Below are 14,282 nucleotides of genomic sequence, written 5' to 3' on the forward strand. Positions count from 1 at the left end.
TATTGGGGGGAATTAAGATGGTGTTTAAACTGCTAGAACAAGCTGGTATTGATTTGGATATGGATAACAACGGTAGCAAAACACAAGAAGCCCTCAGTGATCTGGAAACTTCTAGATCTTTCATTAAGATAGCAATTATAGGTGTTGGCGGTTCTGGAAACAATACAATAACAAGACTGTATGAACTGGGGGTTGAAGGAGCAGAATTAATAGCCATGAACACCGATGCCCAGCATCTTTCAAGAACAAAGGCCCATAAAAGAATCCTCCTCGGAAAGAACATCACTCATGGAAAGGGCTCGGGTGGAAACCCAAGAATTGGATATTTGGCTGCAGAGGCCAGTAGAGATGAAATAGCAGAGGCAGTTAGAGATGTTGATCTTGTGTTCATAACCGCTGGTATGGGTAATGGAACAGGAACAGGAGCGGCACCTGTTGTTGCTAGAGTTATAAAAGAGGAGGCAAGAAACTCTGGAAGAATCCAAGAGCCGCTTGTTGTGAGTGTTGTGACATACCCCTTCAAAAACGAAGGGACAAGGAGAATTGAAAAAGCAAAAGCAGGTATACAAGCCCTTCTAAAGTATTCAGACACTGTTGTGATAATAGAAAACGACAAACTTCTTGAATTGGTGCCAAAGCTCCCAATTTCAGCCGCATTTAGATTTGCCGATGAAATAATAGCGAGAATGGTTAAGGGTATAACAGAAACAATAATGCTCCCCTCCATGGTAAACATAGACTTTGCGGATGTGTACAGCGTCATGAAAAACGGTGGTGCTGCGTTAATTGGAATAGGCGAGAGCGACTCAAACAAGAGAGCCGTCGATGCCGTAAATAACGCCTTGAGCAACAAAATGCTTGAAGTGGAGTTTGGAAGTGGGGAAGCCGCATTAGTGCACTTTACAGTTGGTCCAGACGTCAGCCTTGGAGAGATAAACGACGCCATGCAGATTGTATATGAAAAGCTCGGAGCAAAGTCAGAAATAAAATGGGGAGCGAGAATTGACAAAGAGCTTGGAAAGGTTGTTAGGGCAATGGTAATAATGACGGGAGTAAGATCCCCTCACATCCTCAGCAGCGATGTTAATGCATTAACAACAGAGGACAACGTGATAATCTCAAATCCAATAACCAGGAAGATAAACAAGGACTCAGAGCTTGAAAACCTATTTGACGAAGTTTCAGGAAAGAAAAAGGCCAACGTAGTTGTTAACCCCGAAATTGAGAGGATTGTAAAGGGAGCCGTAGATTACGACTTAAGTTAAATCCTTTACCCTTTATAATCATAAAAGGGGTAAAATCAGAAGTTGCTAAAATCACTCGCAAAATATTTCTACTATTTTTTGAATTATTTTGCTTGTCTTAGCGACATCCGTCTTGTATGCGTAGGGTATTCTAATAACTTCTGCCTCGATGCCATGCTTTCTGAGTTCTTCTTTTAGGGCACACAAGTCGAAGTTCTGATCTGGACCTAAGGCAATAACATCTGGATTAAGCTTTTTAACAAGTTCGAAACTTATGTGCTCCGGTTCCCCAATTACAACTCCATCCACCATCTTGAGCGCCTTTAAGAGCTCAGCCCTTTCGTACATAGAGTTTATCGGTGGTCTGCCTTTTCTTTCTTTTACCGTTTCATCGTGAGCTACTATTACTATAAGCTCATCTCCCAGCTCTTTCGCCTTTTTCAGAAAGTGGATATGTCCCACATGGAGAATATCGAAAACACCTCCAACAACAACTCTTATCTTTTTCTTTTCACTCATACCGCAGTCAACTCCCAAATTTTATCTTTTGCGTGGTGTATCACTTTCACAGCCTTCCCCTTCGTTTTCTCCTTCATAGTTTTTCCATCCATCAATGCGATCCCAATTGCCAACGGCCTCCCATATTCCTCCTCCACTACAAACACAAAATCGCCCTCTTTTATTCCCTCATCTGCGTCAACTATACCCGGAGCCATCACATCGGCGCCATTCAATATGTATGGAACAGCACCCTGATCGACAACGACTCTACGCTTCCATTTTCTTAAATCTTCCTTGTCGGAAATCTCGTACAGAGTTATCACCAGTGGAAATATAAGCTTCTCCCTCCGTATAAAGCGAGGCTTTCCGTTAACAAACAAAATCTGGGTAGTCTTATCAAACTCACCCACCAGAACTTGATCATTTTTTGATATTAACTTCTCGGCCACTTCTTCTCCGAAGATTCTAGCCATCTCTTCCATTATCTTCTTGACTTCTTTCTTGCTCAATGGATGTTTTATTTTCATCTCAGAACACCTCACTCAACAAGCTTTTTGATTTCTTCTGGCAATAATTCCCCTTTCAGGCTCAATGCGACATGAATTAAACTTTTCAAAGCATCTGCTTTATTTTCAGCCCACGTAACAATTACAAGATCACCATTTTCAATAGGGAGCTTTTTAAGATCCTCGGAAAGTTCAGGGAGGGTTTCCCTTAGAGGCCTTCCATCCTCTGGAAAAACTATCTCACCGTTCTGTACTGTTAAAATCATGGCGCCCTTAGCGAAAAAACGAATTGCCTCGTCTCTAAGTTCTATACTCTTAAACTCCGGAGGGTTTCTCACGACGAGTGCATATGTCACAAAACCTTCGAGGGGAGTTACCTCCAAGGGCTCTGAGAACAGCTCTGAAATTTCCTGGATGATTTTAACACCCTTCTCACTCAGTGAATGTCCCTTTTGCTGAGATTCAACAAGACCAATTGAGGAAAGCTTCTTTAAAAGCGTTCTAACAGTCCCTTCTCCAAGATTCAACTCTTCAGAAATCTGTTTTCGCCCTTTGGGTGTTTTTAATAAGAAAAGCACGGCAATAGCATCCTCAATTTTAAACTCCGGATATGCACCTCGCTTCCAATCCATCTTTTCACCTCTGTTTTCGATTTAATGGCAAAATATAAAAACTTTAGGCTAGTCAACAAAAGCATGTCCGCTCCAAAGCTCCCTAATTTCCCTTGTAGCATCCGGGTAAACTCTCTTAAACGTAATCCTCCAGTAACCTTGGGGCATTTCTTCTATGTCCTCTATGTGAATCTTTAAGCCCAAACGTTCAAAGTGGGATACCATCTTATAGGCCGTTTCTATGTGCTTTACTCTTACAGTAAAAACTTCTGCTATTTCTTCTCCAGCGCTAACGTCCCATATGCTTTCCACAAAGGGTTCCAGAAGTGCTCTCCCCAAAGCTCTTGCATACTTTTCGAATTCTTCATCTTGCACTCTCTTTTCGGCCAAATAAAAAGCAAGTCGCTTTATTCTCTGCATAAAGTATCCATGTGGAAGATCAAAGAAAATTCTTGCTCCAATTTTAATATCATTGACATTAGCGTAAGGGGTGACGTACTTTACGATTTTCTTCATATCGGGGCTTTTCATGACTATTCCTTCTCTCTTTTCCCTGCTTAGCTGCTCTATGAGTTCCTTAAGCTCATCAATTTTTGATATGTCATATACTCCAAAAACCTCAACACTTGGAATCCCATATTCTTCAGCTATTTTAAGCCTCTCTTCCACAGTAAGAGACTTCCCGGTTTTCTTTTCTTGGATGTCAAAAAGAAAGAATTCTATGTCTTCTTTCACATAGGGTGGTCCTTCAACAAGATACGGGCTTTCTGGCCCTGCCATTTCTCCACAGAGAACCAAATTCGGATAATCTTTAAAAAACTCCATATTAACAAAATCTTCAATTCTCTCAGTAGTGAATGGACATACGAAACCACCCCTAGTAAAGGCAAAAACTCTTCCCTCAATTTGAGCAACCCTTATATTGTACCCATCGACCTTTTCTTCCACGTAGAAGGGCTTCCTCTTGAATACCCTCTTTATTCCATTTTCCAGATGAACTACCCTCTTTATGTGGGGAAAGCCAAGTATGATGTTGTGAGAATCAAAAACGACAGTCCCCCTTCTTAAGCTTCCGGTAGAATCCTTAAACCTAAGGTACCTTATTCCCTCGAACTCATCCTCCACTATGCCCCCTTTACTTTCCAGTATCTCAATACGCTCCCTACTGATACCAAGCTCAAGAAGAAGACTTTTGAAATGGGAACTCACCATCCTCAGCACCATTATTATTTTCTGGTTTGAGGTTTATAGGTTTTTGGACGTTACTTCCAAGACCTGCCAAATGTTCAATCCCTACAAAAGCTTAGAAGAAAAGAAAAATAAATCAAAAGCACATTAGCCGTTAAAAACTGCTATCTCATTCCCCTCTGAATCAAGAACGTGGAGAACTACATTTCCGTTGAGTTCTTTCTCAAGATCAGAGAGCATTTTCTTGTATTCACTCTCCACAGAACTTACTTCTTCCCTGCTTGTGAAGCCGCTCATTGCCCTTACATGATATGTATCTCCGCTTTTTTCAAGGATGATGTCCCAAGGTCCTTCTCCCACAAGAGAGAGGGCATAGTTTAAGACTGTGTTTGCTTTGTCCTCGCCTACTCCAGAATACCACACGTATATCCTGTTGGATGTGACGTAGTGATATTTGCTCTCCGTGGAAAAGAGAACGTTTTTCTGATCATCAAGGAGTTGAAGCGTCACATGGGATCCTTCAAAGACCTCCTGTGACATCTCCGAGGCTATCATGGGGAGATAAAATTTGAGCAAATCTTCTATCTCTTCAGGGGAGGTATAAGTGGTCACTAACCCTACAGTATAGCCGTTATCTTTTTTCACATAGACGCTCATCTCATCGGGATTTAGAGTGTCCTTTATGAAATTTATAAGTGCCTTTGCTTCTGAGGCACTAACATCACCTGAATAGTGCACGGTTATCCCGTTCAAGGTAAGCGTTTTTTCTGCCTCAATATTCACCTCCGGACTTTCACAACCGCTCGCAAGCATTACTAGCACGAGCAGCAGAGCCGAGAGCATGTAAACTTTCTTCATTTTCTCACCTCACTCTTTTACCAATAGATATATACCAACTGTAGCAGTGTAACTCTCGTCGGGATTCGGCGGTGCATAATCAATTCTTACTACAAATGGCTTTGCTGAGCCGTAGATTAGTTTAGTGCTATCCTCATAAGTTGAAATGATTTCCTTAGTGTCAGGATCTAGTATCTTGATGGCCTTGACGATGCCCGTTCCCCCTGCCTCGATCTTATACGTACCCGGCTCAAGGGTGTGTGAAAGGTAGAAGACCTCTCCACTCACAGTATCGCTCTTCACTTCTACGGGAACCTTCTCGTAGAAGGTCTCGTAGTAGTACTGCATGCCAAATGCTCCAATTATCCCAAGCACGAGCAGAATGAAAAACCCCAGGATCAGTTTCTTAAAGAATCCCATATTTCTCACCTCCATTACCTCTAAAACCCGAAGAGACCTCCTCCCTTGACCTTAACGCCGAGATCAGAGAGTTTCTTCTTTATCTCCCGCTGGTTCATGTTCCCGGAGAACTTGCTCTTCTCTTTCCACTTTATCTCCATCTCCTCCTTTTTGCCCTCGTCAATGTTGCCGCTCTTGAGCTTGACTTCCTTTATCCCATCCAGGGGAATTGAGAAGTTCTCCGGGGCCCCTTTAAGAATCTCTTCGGGGGACATGTCATAGTAGCGTTCGTGCATCGTCCAGCCGGAAGAAACCCTCTTGAAGAAACCGTCTCCTCTCGCCTTTGCCTCTTCTCTAGCCTTCTGGATCATCTCCTTCTTCACATGGGCAACGATTATCCTCCGGTCGGTCACGACCAGATTTACAAGGGCGCTCTTGAGGAAGCCCTTGTGATATTCCAAGTTGGGTATTACGTAAACTACATTCTCCATATCAAACACCTTCCAGTTTTCTTTCCAATCTCATCAAACAAGCCTCCTAATGAGCATTAGAGCGAGCTTCACAAACAAAACAAGGAGAGCTAACGCTATCAAAATCAAGAAAAGGCCCAGAAGCGGGCCGAGGACGTGGAATCCCGTTAAAGGTTCCGTTTCAGCCCCCCTCCAAGGTTTGCATACTTTATTGTTATTCTGTGGGAGCAGTCTCCAGTTTTCTCGTGGGAGACGAGCTCGAAGGCGGTTAGGCTTCCATCGTAGTTGAGGTTCACATAGACGTGGCCCGCTTTTATCTCGCCGCTCACTTCCTCCGTTGGGTAGCCGGAGGTCGGCACCGTGCTAGGATCCAAGCTATTGAGGCTCCCCTCACCGAGGTCTATGTAGTGCCCAAGCAGTGCAGGATACTCGACGCACCATGGCTCAAGCATAATGTCGATGTTATCCCACGTCAAAGATTGATCGGAGCTCCTTAGCCCACCTGTGGAAAACTTTACCCCCATCGCCCCCTCGGTATCGAGAGTCACGCTTTTAATTTCTCCCATTTCTCCATTGGAACTCACGGAAGTTGTAGTGGTTAGAAAAGACTCGTAGCAGGCTCTAGCCTTCTGGTATTTGGCGTAGGCTTCCTGAATCTCTTCGTTGCTAGCTCCCGAGGATTGGAGGGAGGTGACGTTGTTGTAGGCCTGGACGAAGAGTCTATATGCTTCTTCCTTGTTTGGAGCACATGTGGACTCGCTGTTCCCGCCGGCATTCTGGGCGCTTATGTGGACTATGTTGGGAAGCTCTTCCGCTGTGATTTCTCCCGAATGGAGCCTCAAGAGGTCGTCGCTTGAGGTGGAAATCGTTAAGCTTCCGTTGTCAGCGAGGTAGGTTATAGAGATTTCCCTAACCCACGGGGCATCCTCAAGGATAAGAAAGCTCATTGCGAAGTAGTCCTTCCAGAAGCTCTCCTCGTCGGCGAGGTACTCAAGCGTGACGCTGGCCGTTTCGTTGGTAACCGTGACGTTGTGAACAAGCACATCGAAGAGCCACAAATCAGACTCCACCTTGAATTCCGGTCTCCTTATGTCCTCGAATTCGGGGTTATCAAAGTCACCATTGTTCACGGTGAGCCCCAAAATGGGCTCGCCAAGGTAATACGCCTCCACCCTGACTTCCTTTGTAGGGTTGGCTTCGTAGGCTTTCTTTGCCACCTCATAGGTCATGCCCATAAGGGCCTCGTCCACAGCAGGGGCCTCGAACTGGACGAGCGTTCTTTCACTTGAGAGGGAGACATAAGCATCTGAAGCGCCCATATCTATCACTGTTTGTCTAAGACCCTTGGCAACTTCTCCAGTACTGAAACTTCCCGAATTTGAACCTCCATCAGGGGGGTAGGGGTTGTTGTCGGGACCTAAGTTATCTGGAATCTTTATGTAGCCGCTTATGTAGAGGTAACCCCCTATCAGGATGATCAATAGAAAAATGACTTTTCCCTTCATATCTTACCCTCCTCGCGGAGTTTTTTGAGGTAGAACTTTATTCTCTCCGCCTGGCTCTGGTACTTCCCCTTGGACTGGGCGTTGAGCGTTTGAGTTTGGCGGGAAAAGCTCGTCTCCTCCTCAACGTCCCTTATCGTTAAGTCAACAATATCCTCATATTTCATGCCGGCTTTTTTGTAGTACATTGCCGTCTTTGCTGTTTTTTCAAACTCCCATTTGTAGTCATTTGCTAGGTGTCGCTTGAACCCCTTTTCCAGTGCACCAAAAGTGAACTCGAATGGCTTGGTCAGCGGATTCGATGGGGCGAGGTTCTTGTAGGGTGATGACGCGAGCTGTCTATCTTCAATTCCGCTCATCTCATTGTAGCTTTCAGCCCCTTCCTTGCTCACGTGCAGATCCTGCATGGTCTTTTTAGTTGCCTCCTCCCCCTGGAAGAGCTGAGTATCCTTCTCGGCCTTGACATAGTCTTTGAAGAGACCAACTGGGGAGGGCATGAACTTTTTCACCAGATTGTCAAGGGCACCTGAGGCAGAATCAATGACCTTGTCAAGCGCCTTGCCGGTGTAATATTTGAGCTTAAACCAGAGGGAAGAGCCCTTTTTTGCTTCAACTTTCTCGTCTTTCTGGAGAACCTTGACGTCCTTTCCGTAAGGAGTTTTTACTTCAACAGTTTCAAGGCCCTCAGTACTTCCTATGCCCTTGAGCTTGTCGAGGGTTATCTCCATCCGAGCTTTAGCCCCTTCGCTGAGCATCCCCTCCACCCTTATTCCTTTGAAGGGATTATTGAACTTCGATGGGTCTCCAGCTTCCTGTTTCCCCTCTATTGGAGCTCTGCTTGATGGTGGTGTGCTTGTAATGGAAGAAACGCTGGGAGTGGTAGAGCTAGTGGATGAGACTGCAGAGCTCGTGGAGATAGGTTTCTTCCGAAGGTAGACGGTTATAGTTTTTTCGACTTCATTCCCGGTAGAATCTCGGGCGTAAGCTTTTATCTTTCCCTCCCCTTCTGCAATCTCATCCGGTTGGAGAGTTACAACCTTAGACCCTGTTCCTCCGCTTGAACCGAGCTTGGGCTCAAGTTCCCCACCCACCATTATGGTTTTTGGTGTTCCGCTCTCATAGTGTGCCCCCGCATATGTCAAATCGTCATCCTTGACTGCTACTTTAATGGTAAATGTCAAAGGCTTTCCGGGTTCGAAATATAAAGTCTCACCGTCTTTTGGTGAAAGGATCTGAACTTGAGGGGCTGTCCCTTTATATTCCCCTGAAATCTTCGAAGAGACTAGATTCATGACGCTCCTTCCAAGAGCCGGGAGAGGATTTGTTATGTTATACTTAGCGATAATAAAAACCTCAACACTTATAGCACCCGTTTCAGAACAGAACATTGAAGGATCATCTGCACACACTTCAACTTCTCCTATGACCCTTTCGCCCCTATAATAAGAGTGATACTGATAGACATTGGGATTCCACTCTGCGGAATTGTCTTTTTCAACTTTTATACATTCAAGAGTTCTTTCGTTAACAGCAGAGCACTGGTATCCTTCTCCGCTGTAAGATTTAATTACGCTGTTAATTGTTGGCCCTTGTGTAAACCTTGTAATAGTTATTTTCACTGCTACAGGAGGAGTATCCGGAGCATTGTACTTTCCAGAATAGGATTTATACACTCTGAGATTCTTGAAGTTGTGGCTATCGTACATCTTTACGTTATAGAGATTCATACCTTCAAACTCGCTGTTTGTAGGGAAATACCTGTCAAAGTCTACTTCTGCTAATATCTGCGATAATTGAAGAAGCATCAGCCCTATAAGAATAATAAACCAGACTTTCTTCTTCATCTTATCACCACATCACCTTTACCGTAGCTCAGCTTTTCTCGCAGAAAAGAAAAGCGAGATAGGCATAGACCAGCTTTAATTTTTCATATTTCACTTTTGATCTTAATAAAGTTTTGGTCAAAAATTGTAAAGATTAACCAAAAATTCTTCGATTGATAGTGAATTATATCAAATCCGATAGCACAAAATGCCCAATTGTCCAATGTTACTGGCAATAGAAAACCAAATAAACTTTAAAAAGCAAAAAACCAGTTCAATCCTTTAAAAACGCCTCAACTAAATTCCTTGTTTCTTTTAGGGCATCTAATGAAATTCCCTTTGGTAGACCGCCAATCTCACCCTTTACATCCTTTAAAACTCCTTCTCCAGCTCCCAAGAACATTCCTTCGCTCGTTATTCCTCTGAAGTTTGCGGGGGGTAAAAGTGCCACAGCAACTCTGTGACCTTCCTTCACGGTTAAATCGTTTGTGACCACAGTAACCGCCCTATCCCCTATGTTGACATTGCATACGAGAAGCTTATCTGCATTTGGATGCTTACCGGCACTCATGACTTCCCCGACCTTTATGTCTACGGCAATGACGGGATCGTTTATCTTACCAAGTGCCAGCCTCTTATCAAGGTTAAGAATTGTGTTTAGGAAAAAGCGAACCTTTGCGATGCTCTCTTCAACTTTCTCCCTCTCACTTCTATCAGCCAGCTCGAGAAACTTGGTGTACCAGTCTTCACCACCTAAGGCTTCAATTATTCCCAAGGCTTTTTCCTTTAGTTCTTTCATCTGGGGAGTATCAATTAACTCCTGCGGCTCTAGATATGAGTAGCGCAACGCCTGGAGCTCGGGAATCATTTCTTTCGCCAATTTTACTGCCCTCTTTTTGTCCCACTTTCCCTTGAATTTAGCCCCTTCAATGGTTTTCAAAAACAGCTCAACTGCCTTTTCAGCAACCAGCAACCGATAATCCTTACTCGTGTCCCACATTTTCCTCACCCTCGATCGCTTTTAAAACATCTCTCTTAATATTTTCGTCGGAAATCGCCTCTGCAACCGTGATTGCCTTGAGCTTTTCACCTCTCTTTGCATAAGTTAAAGCAATTTTTTCAAAAACTCTGGATGCTATCCTATCGTCAGAGATGATTGCTCCTACCGTCAAAGCTTCCTCAATCCTGCCTATTTTCAAGAACTTTAATGCAATTTCCTCAAGCTTTTCGTCGTTTGGCTTTATTTTTCTTTCTGTAGCCATCCTAAATGCATCTTCAACAATACTCTTTGCAAGGCCCTTTTTGTCATGGAGGAAGAGCCAGTAAGCTATTTCCAAGAGCGCCAAGACCTTTTCTTCATCTGGTAGATATTTGATAACAAACACCGCGTTGTCTACATCTCTCCTCTCGAGGAACTCAGAAACAAGTCTACTGCCCTTTTCAAGCGCCATTTCTATTAAAGATGCCTTTTTCTTCAGCTCCTGTGCACTTAAGTGCCTCTTTATGTCTTCATAAATCTCTGCGGCAAGTTCGTAGAATTCCTTAGCTTCAGGGGAATGTATCTTCTCAGCGCTTTCCAGGATCTGCTGGGCTAATCGGTACAGAAATGACAGGACTTTTGAATAGGGCTCAGGAGATTTTTGAGCAGTTTCGTATGCTATATTGTAATAATAAAAGGCATCATCATACTTTCCTGCAAGTGCCATATAATATGCAAGATAGCCGTAACCCTCGGCCTTCCAAAGAGAGTAGTCAATTGCCTTAATAGCTTGATGGACCTTTTTAAAGAAGTACTCGCCCTTTTTGTCTCCAGTGACAGTAAGAGTGTACCCAATTAATGCCAATGCCCTAGCTTTTTCTAAAAGTCCCTCAAATGAGTCAACGATCTCAAGCATTCTTCCCAGCACAGCTTCCCTGTACTCACTTTCCTCCACGTATTGATATATGTATGAAAGGGCTTCAAGCCTTGAAAAGGGATCCTCAATCCGAAGGGCAAGTTCCAGTGCACTTGAAAAATTTCCTCTCTGGAGAAGGTCGGAAATATCTTCCATCATAAATATCACCGAGCGCCTTTAACTCTCTTATCCCATTCTTCAAGCATTAAATCCAACGCCAGAAGATTAGTAAGCTTAAGCCTAACCTTGTTGTTGCTGTAGTCTATCGAGCCACTAAACTCATTTATAAGCTCAAAAACTTTTTCAGCCTCCCTAAGATTCAGATTTCTCCCATAAAATTCCTCGCCACATTCGGGGCATTTGAAGGTAAAATCCTCCAAAGCCGATAAGAATGCACCCTTATCTTTAAGCAGCTCCTGAAAGTTATCGAGGATGAGCATCTGTTCTATTAAATCCTCCCATTTAATGGTTTTCCCGCATATGGGGCATCTGGACATTAAATCACCCCAACTTCTTTAGAAACATTTCGATTTCTTTCACTAAAAACTTAACGGCTTCCTCAAGATTTCTCTTCCCGTTAGCACCTGCCGCTCCAGAGTGACCTCCGCCAGAACCGTCTATAATCGGACCAACTTTCTCCATGAGCTTTCCTAAATGAAGACCCTTCTTGACAAGGTTTTCTTTTGCCCTTGCAGAAATCCTAACCCCCTTCTTATCGCTCCCAACAATCGCAACATCAGCCCCAAGCTGAAGGAAAATCTTACAGGCTAAAGATTCATAGGCAGAAACCTTTGAAATAGCTATTATGTAACTGCCGACTTTTTTGATTTCCATTCTCTGGCAGGCCTTTAATATGGCCATTCTCTTTGCCTGGTCTATGTTCTCATCACTCACTGGAGCAACTAAATTGTATATCTCCCCCATCTGGATATCAAACCTCTCCAAGATTTTGGACACCGTTTTGAAGGTTTTCGAGTTTGCATATCTAAAATTGGCAGTGTCTGTGACTATTCCTGCTAAAAGGACTTTTGCAGAAACTTCATCGTAGAAGTCAAAGTACTCCAAAAGCTCCCACACAATCTCTGCAGTGGAAGTCCTTGAGGAGTCAACGATTTTTATGTCAGCCCTTATTGGGTTCTCCTTTTCGATGTGATGATCGATAATGATTACATACTTATCATCCGGAATTTTAACAGGCTCCAGCTGTTCAAGGGACGAAGTATCAAAAATTACAACCACGTCCTCTAAAACGGCTGGATTCTTTTCTACCTGAGCGAAGTTGAGAAGGCGTTTTGCATAAGATGAGACGCTTTGGGCAACACCTATTCGGTTTTTTAAGCCTAGACTTGTAAGGTACCTAGAGAAAGCTATAGCGCTACCCAAAGAGTCCGGATCGGCGTTATGATGGCACAGCAATAAAAAAGAATAATCTTTCTCCTTTGCATTATTCAGAAAGTTTTTGAGCTTTATTTTGCCCCGCAATTTTCCTCAACCTTTTTTCAACTTTTTCATAAGCCTTCTCAAGCGCCTCATCAATCAGCTTTTCCACGTCCACTTTCACAAATATTGGCACCTCAAGATAGACCTCTATCTCCAAATCCAAGGTATCCTCCCGGTTTATCCTCGTTGTCACTTCTATGTCTTTCACTTCACTTCTCGTTAAGTGCTCAAAGATATACTCTATAATCTCCTCCTGGGCTAACTCCCCGAGAGATATTAGCTCTTCTTCACCCAGCTCTGGAAGCCCTATGTGAAATACCCTCTTCATCTACACCCCTCATAAAATGTTGAAAAAAGAACTCACCCAGCGACTCCTCTCAGAGAGCTCTGTATTTGTTGTGTGAGCTCTTTAATTTTTTCGTTAAGCTTCTGTTCCTGCCTCTCTAATGCCCTTAGACGAACCTCTAGAGTTTCTACTTTCTCTTTAAGCTCCTCTAATGCCTTTGCCTTTGTAGCTTTGATTATTAGAGTGCCAACTGTCTTGTATATTGGAGTCTCTTCCTCGACTTTTTCAATCTCCTCAAGGGCTTTTTTAGCATCGTTAAGCTCCACTTGAATCCTCTGTTTCTGCTGGATTACAAGCTGGAGCTGCTGTTGATAGTTCTCGAGCTGTCCCAACAAAGCCTGCACCTGAGGTGGAATGTTCTGCATGACAACACCTCCTTTTAGTCCGAGGCTATACTCTCAGAGAAGATTTAAATAGTTAACTAAAGCTCGACTACATCGAGTGCAACTTTAATCCATCGAAGGTAAGAATTAAGGGTTCCTCTTAAGGCGGAGTTGTCCTTTGCAATGAACTCCATTATGACCTTGTTTTCCTTTAGAGAAAAGTTCATCCTGCTTCTCCGGTAGGGAACCGTTTTATGCTCAAAAAGAACACTCTCATAAACAACTCTTGCTGTCTCATTGTTGGAGAATTCAATCTCGATTGTGCCTCTTATCATTTCTCATCCCTTTTAATGCCGAGCTTTTCTTTATAGTCCCATCTTCTTCCGTCTTCCATTATCCATATTTTAACGCTTATCAAAGGCCCCACCGGTTTCTCCCGTGAGACATCAAAGCGGTAGAAGTTTACGGCCATTCCCCTTGGGTGGCGTTCAATTACGCCCAAAACGTCTGTATTATATTTATCTGCTATGTACTGAAGGCTCTTTTCCCCTCTCGGGACGAATTTCCCATTGGTGAGCTCAGCAAAAACCTGACCAAAAACGATGTGATCAAGTCCAACCCTTTTGGCGGTTGTAACTATAAAGGGCATTTCTTCCCTAATCGGGCGAAGGTTTCTAAACCCCATTTCTCTCTGAAGCTTGATTCCATGAAGGTAAAGATAACCCATATACCCCCAATCCTCTGGAGAAACCTTTATGAAAGTCATCTTGAGTGGATTTCCCTTCCACACATTGATTATCAGAAGCCTCTCGTAACCTCTATCGTAAGCCTCCATAAGAAGGTCTTGAATGGTTTTCTTTCCCCTAGTTAAATAAGTTGAGTTAGGAAAAACCCTCTCTAGGTCGTGTCCAAAGCTTCTAGTCCTCCTTGTGGGTCTGTGGGATGTTGTTATCAGCATCATCTCTGATCACTTGGGGATTTTAGAGAAGGGGGTTATAAATCTTTTCAATAGAGAAGAGATAGGGCTCAAATTGCCTTAATCCTTCTGGCAACTTTGGGCCTAGGCTTGTAGATTATCTTTGCTCCACAGTATGGACAGCGTATTTCTCTCGTAATAGCAAGATCCATTTTAAACTCTTTTCCACATTTTGCACATTTATACAATGCCTCTACCATAACGATCACCAAAAAATGTTT

At 43.4% G+C, this 14,282-nt stretch carries 19 protein-coding genes; 1 reads left to right on the top strand and 18 read right to left on the bottom strand.

Going from position 1 to position 14,282, the window contains the following annotated elements:
• Nucleotides 1-17 precede the first annotated feature (17 nt).
• Nucleotides 18-1,265, top strand: coding sequence for a cell division protein FtsZ (gene ftsZ / locus NF859_RS06805; protein ID WP_252743583.1), 1,248 nt, complete (start codon nucleotides 18-20; stop codon nucleotides 1,263-1,265).
• Between the two features lie 51 nt (nucleotides 1,266-1,316).
• Here ftsZ and NF859_RS06810 read toward each other — a convergent pair whose 3' ends face one another.
• The 18 genes from NF859_RS06810 to NF859_RS06895 all read right to left on the bottom strand — a co-directional run bounded on the left by NF859_RS06810 (nucleotide 1,317) and on the right by NF859_RS06895 (nucleotide 14,261).
• The gene (locus NF859_RS06810; protein WP_087037585.1) at nucleotides 1,317-1,763 is read right to left on the bottom strand and encodes an FAD synthase family protein; all 447 of its coding nucleotides are present in this window, start codon (nucleotides 1,761-1,763) and stop codon (nucleotides 1,317-1,319) included.
• Nucleotides 1,760-2,272 carry an RNA-binding protein gene (locus NF859_RS06815; protein ID WP_087037583.1) on the bottom strand — a complete coding sequence of 171 codons (513 nt, stop codon included), beginning with the start codon at nucleotides 2,270-2,272 and terminating at the stop codon, nucleotides 1,760-1,762. The genes NF859_RS06810 and NF859_RS06815 overlap by 4 nt, the downstream gene beginning before the upstream one ends.
• Nucleotides 2,273-2,283: 11 nt before the next feature.
• Nucleotides 2,284-2,883: a DUF4443 domain-containing protein gene (locus tag NF859_RS06820; protein WP_252743584.1), complete on the bottom strand. Its 600-nt coding sequence runs from the start codon at nucleotides 2,881-2,883 to the stop codon at nucleotides 2,284-2,286.
• 48 nt (nucleotides 2,884-2,931) lie between these two features.
• Entirely contained in the window at nucleotides 2,932-4,074 is a 1,143-nt protein-coding gene (locus NF859_RS06825) for an RNA ligase (protein ID WP_252743753.1), read from the bottom strand.
• Between the two features lie 123 nt (nucleotides 4,075-4,197).
• Nucleotides 4,198-4,908, bottom strand: a complete 711-nt coding sequence (locus NF859_RS06830) for a hypothetical protein (RefSeq protein ID WP_252743585.1) — start codon at nucleotides 4,906-4,908, stop codon at nucleotides 4,198-4,200.
• Between the two features lie 9 nt (nucleotides 4,909-4,917).
• A complete protein-coding gene (locus NF859_RS06835; RefSeq protein ID WP_252743586.1) occupies nucleotides 4,918-5,307 on the bottom strand; it encodes a hypothetical protein in 390 nt (129 codons plus the stop codon).
• A 20-nt stretch (nucleotides 5,308-5,327) separates the two neighbouring features.
• On the bottom strand, nucleotides 5,328-5,777 hold the full coding sequence (locus NF859_RS06840) for a hypothetical protein (protein ID WP_252743587.1): 450 nt from the start codon (nucleotides 5,775-5,777) through the stop codon (nucleotides 5,328-5,330).
• Nucleotides 5,778-5,923: 146 nt separating this feature from the next.
• Nucleotides 5,924-7,261 (bottom strand): hypothetical protein, encoded by a 1,338-nt coding sequence (locus NF859_RS06845; protein ID WP_252743588.1) that lies wholly within the window; start codon nucleotides 7,259-7,261, stop codon nucleotides 5,924-5,926.
• Nucleotides 7,258-9,102, bottom strand: a complete 1,845-nt coding sequence (locus NF859_RS06850; protein ID WP_252743589.1) for a hypothetical protein — start codon at nucleotides 9,100-9,102, stop codon at nucleotides 7,258-7,260. The genes NF859_RS06845 and NF859_RS06850 overlap by 4 nt, the downstream gene beginning before the upstream one ends.
• A gap of 253 nt (nucleotides 9,103-9,355) precedes the next feature.
• Nucleotides 9,356-10,081 carry a tRNA-binding protein gene (locus NF859_RS06855; protein ID WP_252743590.1) on the bottom strand — a complete coding sequence of 242 codons (726 nt, stop codon included), beginning with the start codon at nucleotides 10,079-10,081 and terminating at the stop codon, nucleotides 9,356-9,358.
• A complete protein-coding gene (locus NF859_RS06860; protein ID WP_252743591.1) occupies nucleotides 10,065-11,135 on the bottom strand; it encodes a hypothetical protein in 1,071 nt (356 codons plus the stop codon). Before NF859_RS06860 ends, NF859_RS06855 begins: the two co-directional genes overlap by 17 nt.
• A 5-nt stretch (nucleotides 11,136-11,140) precedes the next feature.
• A complete protein-coding gene (locus tag NF859_RS06865; protein ID WP_004066549.1) occupies nucleotides 11,141-11,473 on the bottom strand; it encodes a hypothetical protein in 333 nt (110 codons plus the stop codon).
• A 4-nt stretch (nucleotides 11,474-11,477) separates the two neighbouring features.
• Nucleotides 11,478-12,458 carry a DHH family phosphoesterase gene (locus tag NF859_RS06870; RefSeq protein WP_252743592.1) on the bottom strand — a complete coding sequence of 327 codons (981 nt, stop codon included), beginning with the start codon at nucleotides 12,456-12,458 and terminating at the stop codon, nucleotides 11,478-11,480.
• Nucleotides 12,421-12,744, bottom strand: coding sequence for a DUF3194 domain-containing protein (locus tag NF859_RS06875; RefSeq protein ID WP_175059632.1), 324 nt, complete (start codon nucleotides 12,742-12,744; stop codon nucleotides 12,421-12,423). The genes NF859_RS06870 and NF859_RS06875 overlap by 38 nt, the downstream gene beginning before the upstream one ends.
• Nucleotides 12,745-12,776: 32 nt before the next feature.
• Nucleotides 12,777-13,127: a prefoldin subunit beta gene (locus NF859_RS06880; protein WP_087037569.1), complete on the bottom strand. Its 351-nt coding sequence runs from the start codon at nucleotides 13,125-13,127 to the stop codon at nucleotides 12,777-12,779.
• Between the two features lie 56 nt (nucleotides 13,128-13,183).
• A complete protein-coding gene (gene pcc1, locus NF859_RS06885) occupies nucleotides 13,184-13,420 on the bottom strand; it encodes a KEOPS complex subunit Pcc1 (protein ID WP_252743593.1) in 237 nt (78 codons plus the stop codon).
• Nucleotides 13,417-14,046, bottom strand: coding sequence for a ribosomal biogenesis protein (locus tag NF859_RS06890; protein WP_004066565.1), 630 nt, complete (start codon nucleotides 14,044-14,046; stop codon nucleotides 13,417-13,419). Before NF859_RS06890 ends, pcc1 begins: the two co-directional genes overlap by 4 nt.
• A 65-nt stretch (nucleotides 14,047-14,111) precedes the next feature.
• Nucleotides 14,112-14,261, bottom strand: coding sequence for a DNA-directed RNA polymerase subunit P (locus NF859_RS06895; RefSeq protein ID WP_004066568.1), 150 nt, complete (start codon nucleotides 14,259-14,261; stop codon nucleotides 14,112-14,114).
• Nucleotides 14,262-14,282 lie beyond the last annotated feature (21 nt).

It is taken from the genome of Thermococcus alcaliphilus, from assembly GCF_024054535.1.
Lineage (GTDB): Archaea > Methanobacteriota_B > Thermococci > Thermococcales > Thermococcaceae > Thermococcus_A > Thermococcus_A alcaliphilus.